General features: G+C 66.0%; 3 protein-coding genes and 1 pseudogene. 1 reads left to right on the top strand and 3 read right to left on the bottom strand.

Annotation, left to right across the window (positions count from 1 at the left end):
• A pseudogene (locus ACWELQ_RS41320) lies at positions 1-224 on the top strand (TetR/AcrR family transcriptional regulator); the annotation flags it as partial.
• Positions 225-257: 33 nt separating this feature from the next.
• Here ACWELQ_RS41320 and ACWELQ_RS41315 read toward each other — a convergent pair.
• The 3 genes from ACWELQ_RS41315 to ACWELQ_RS41305 form a co-directional block, all read right to left on the bottom strand.
• Positions 258-1,283, bottom strand: a complete 1,026-nt coding sequence (locus ACWELQ_RS41315; RefSeq protein WP_452402438.1) for an AraC family transcriptional regulator — start codon at positions 1,281-1,283, stop codon at positions 258-260.
• A 73-nt stretch (positions 1,284-1,356) separates the two neighbouring features.
• Positions 1,357-2,325: an alpha/beta hydrolase gene (locus ACWELQ_RS41310; RefSeq protein ID WP_452402437.1), complete on the bottom strand. Its 969-nt coding sequence runs from the start codon at positions 2,323-2,325 to the stop codon at positions 1,357-1,359.
• A 152-nt stretch (positions 2,326-2,477) separates the two neighbouring features.
• The gene (locus tag ACWELQ_RS41305; RefSeq protein WP_452402436.1) at positions 2,478-3,437 is read right to left on the bottom strand and encodes a ketopantoate reductase family protein; all 960 of its coding nucleotides are present in this window, start codon (positions 3,435-3,437) and stop codon (positions 2,478-2,480) included.
• Positions 3,438-3,491: the final 54 nt, after the last annotated feature.

Below are 3,491 nucleotides of genomic sequence, written 5' to 3'. Positions count from 1 at the left end.
CTCTCATCGAAAAGGCAACGGACACAGGTCAATTCCAGCCGGACGCCGATATCGAGGCGCTGTTGTCGCTACTGCTGCTGGCCCTTCCTCACCTCGCGCTGGCCCCGCATGTCGAGGGCCTCGATCCAGTTCTGGGGATGTCGGGCAGTGCACCCGATCAGGCCGTCACCGCCGCCCAACGCCTGGTAGCCGCATTCCTGTCTCCGTACCGAACCCGCGGCTGAGCGACCTGCACATCCGTGAGAAGCGGGAGTGGCTCAGTGAACTGGCTGGAGTTGGCGGAAGGCGCGGGGGCCCATGCCTTTCCAGCGGCGGAAGGCTTGGGAGAAGCTCGAGACTTCGATGTAGCCGAGGCGGTGGGCGATTTCGGCGACGGGTAGGCCCTGGCTGACGAGGAGTTCTTCGGCCAGGCGTTCGCGGATTTCGTCGAGGAGGGCGCGGTAGGAGGTGCCCTCTTGGGCCAGGTGATGGCGGAGGGTGCGTTCGCTGAGGTGAAGTGTGTCGGCGACCGCCGCGGAGTCGGGGGGATCGGCCAGGTGTTCGAGCAGGATGTTGCGGACCTGGCCGGCGATGCCGGTGCGAGCGCGGCGACGGTCGAGCAGATCGCGGCAGTGTTGCAGGGCGACGGCGGAGGTCTGTTCGTTGGCCTGGGGGAGCGGGGCATCGAGCAGTTCGCGCTCGAAGGCGACGATGTTCTCGTCGGCGTCGAATTCCGGTGTCATGCCGAATATTTCCTCGTAGAGCCCCAGCTTCTCGGCAGGGGGAGCCGAGAAGGCGAAGCTGACGCGAGCCAGGGGCATCGGGGTGGCGAGCAGGTCGCGTTGCAGGGTTCGAATCCCGGCGGCATCGCGTTCGATGGTGAACCGGCGCAGCTCCGGTGGGATGCCGAGAGGTTCGAGCACCAGTTGCGATTCCCCTTCCAGGGTGCGGGTGGAGGTCTCGCTCAAGGAGAAGCTCAGCTCGCCGAACTGGAACCCGACACGGATCGCCGAGCGCAGGGTGGGGCTGCTGACGAGGGCGAATCCCCACAACCCATAGGACGTGAGCCGGAACCGGGTACCGGCCGTGATGCCCAGCCCGGGCGGATCCCCGAGCTCGCGGACCAGGTTGGCGATGACGGCCAGTTCGTCGGTGGCGTACACGACTCCGTTGGGATCGGACAGCTGCGCCTCGGTGAGGCCGCTTCCGCGCAAACAGGTTTCGACCGACAGGCCGTTCTCCTGGCCGAGTCCGACCATGAGCAGTGCGCCCATAGTCGAGCGCGGAGTGTCCCAGTGAACCACGGAGCTCCCATGAATCGGATGGACAATTCCTTGCCGATTCTAGTAACTCCGTGGTTCTCCGACATGGTGCGGGCTACTGCGTGTACTTGGTGACGAACTCCGCGATGGCGTCCTGCATCTGCTGCAGGCCGGGTTCCTCGATCGGATAGTGGCCCGCGTTGTCGAGCATGACCGTCTGCACCGGGACCTTGGTGATGGGGTCCAGCACCGGCTGGCTCAGGTGCAGTGGCGACCAGCGGTCCTCGGCGGGCTGGGTGAGAAGTACCGGGCAGGCGTCGAAGTCCGCGGGCTCCACCGCGGGCTGATAGCCCATGTAGGAGGCCAGGAACTTCACCGGCACCCAGTTGCCGCCGGAGGTCCGGTCGTCGATCATCACCTTCAGCGCGGCCTTGTCGTTCACCAGCGCCGACATCTTCGAGGCCAGGGTCATCGGGTATTTCATGCCCCGCATCGGGGTATGCGACAGCGCTCCCATCAACGGGCCGCCCGCGCGGGCGGTGACGATGTCGTGCGCGGTCTCATCCTTGACCTGCTGGTTCCGCTGGTCCAGGAAGGTCATGCCGACGATGCCGCGCAGTGTGCCCTTGGGGGCCTTGGCGGCGACGTGATAGGTCAGCATGCCGCCCGCGCTCAGGCCGTACAGCACGATCGGCCGGTCGTCACGGGACTGCTCGTAGGCGAGGAAGTCCACGACCAGATCGACCCAGTCGTCGTAGCTGGGGACCGTCCCCGGCGCGACCCGGGTCAATCCATAGCCGAGGTTGTCCAGTGCGACGGTCTCGAAGCCGCGTGCCGCCAGTGGTGCACCCAGGATCAGGCTCATCTGACGTCCGTTGGTGCCGACGCCGTGGTGCAGCACCACCTTGGCCGGTGCGCTCGGGTTGCGGTAGCGGTCCAGGTGCACGGTGTTGCCGCGCCATTCCCAGAAGTCCTCTTCCGGAGCATTGGTGTCGTCCAGCCGCAGGCGCGCCGGCAAGAATTCCTGAAGGTCGCGCCAGGCTTGCTGATCGCGGTAGTAGAGGGGGTTGTTCGAGGTGGCCATGATATGTCCTCTCCTTGAATTCTGTGGTCCCCGGGACGATTTCGTCGTCCTCCGGTTTCTCGATTCCTTGGGGCTGACATCGAATCTATGGATTGCGAACCGTTCACCACAGGTTGCGGACGGCCGATGAGTTACTCGTTCCGGCAAGACCTTTATCGGCTGGCGGGAACCCGCGCCGCGAGTGCGCGCAGCGGGTCAGCCCCGGTGCCCGCGCGGGCAGCGAGCGCCTCGAGCTCGGCCAGCAGCATCGCCACCTCGCCGGGCGCGGCTCCCGAATGCGAGCTCAGTGATCTCTTCGCCATCGGCGACCAGAACACCGTCCACAGCAGAGCGGTCAGGAGCGGTGCGGGCAGCCGATCGAGGAAGCGCATGTTGGCGGGTGTGAGGCGCACATCGTTTCCCCGGACAGCCGCGAAGCCCGCCCGGATGGCTGCCGCGAGCGCGCGGGCGTCGGCCCAGCGAAGCCGCGAGCCGAACCGTCGCGGGGCCGGGACATACCCCATCGCCATGATCGGAGCCATGTACGCCGCATGGGTTTTGAGCCAGGCGTCGATATCCGGATCCACAACCGTGGGGATACCCGCGCCATCGAACGCATCCCTGGCGGCCTCGAGCTCCGGAGTGGTCCGTCCGTCGATCGTGCCGATCGTCGTGATCTGCATAAAGCGCAGAGCCGCAGGCACAATCGCATATTCCAGCACCTGATCTCGCAGGTCTGCGAGAACGGCGGGAAAGCCCCACAGAAGTCGCTCCGCCCCGATTTGTTCGGCCCATTGATCCGCTCCCGAAGCGCAGTTGAACATCAGCATGATCGCGCGAGATCCGTTGCGTGCCAGCGTCGGAATCAGCGCGTCGATGTGCGGGCGCTGCACGGCCACGATGACCAGGTCGTAGCTCTCCCGCAGAGTGGGTTCGAGGCCGACCCGCGCGATCGCGGTTCGGCCGGTGAGCCGAGAACGTGTCACCAGACCCTGTTCGCTCAAGAAGGCGCGACGGGCTTCGTTGCGCACGATCAGGGTGACGTCGTGTCCTACGTCGGCGAGTTTCGCGGCGAAGAGGCTTCCGATGGAACCCGCGCCCAGAACGGCGATGCGCAGCGTTGTCGATGTCATACGGCCAGCCGTCCGATTCGGGAGGCGACGGCCTGGACGAACCAGAGCTTGTCG

It is taken from the genome of Nocardia sp. NPDC004722, from assembly GCF_053601505.1.
This window is presented reverse-complemented; position numbering and strand designations above follow the sequence as displayed.

Excerpts from the sequence above, each read along its gene's own strand:
- ACWELQ_RS41310 (WP_452402437.1), bottom strand. The coding sequence starts at position 2,325 with ATGGCCACCTCGAACAACCCCCTCTACTACCGCGATCAGCAAGCCTGG.
- ACWELQ_RS41305 (WP_452402436.1), bottom strand. The coding sequence starts at position 3,437 with ATGACATCGACAACGCTGCGCATCGCCGTTCTGGGCGCGGGTTCCATC.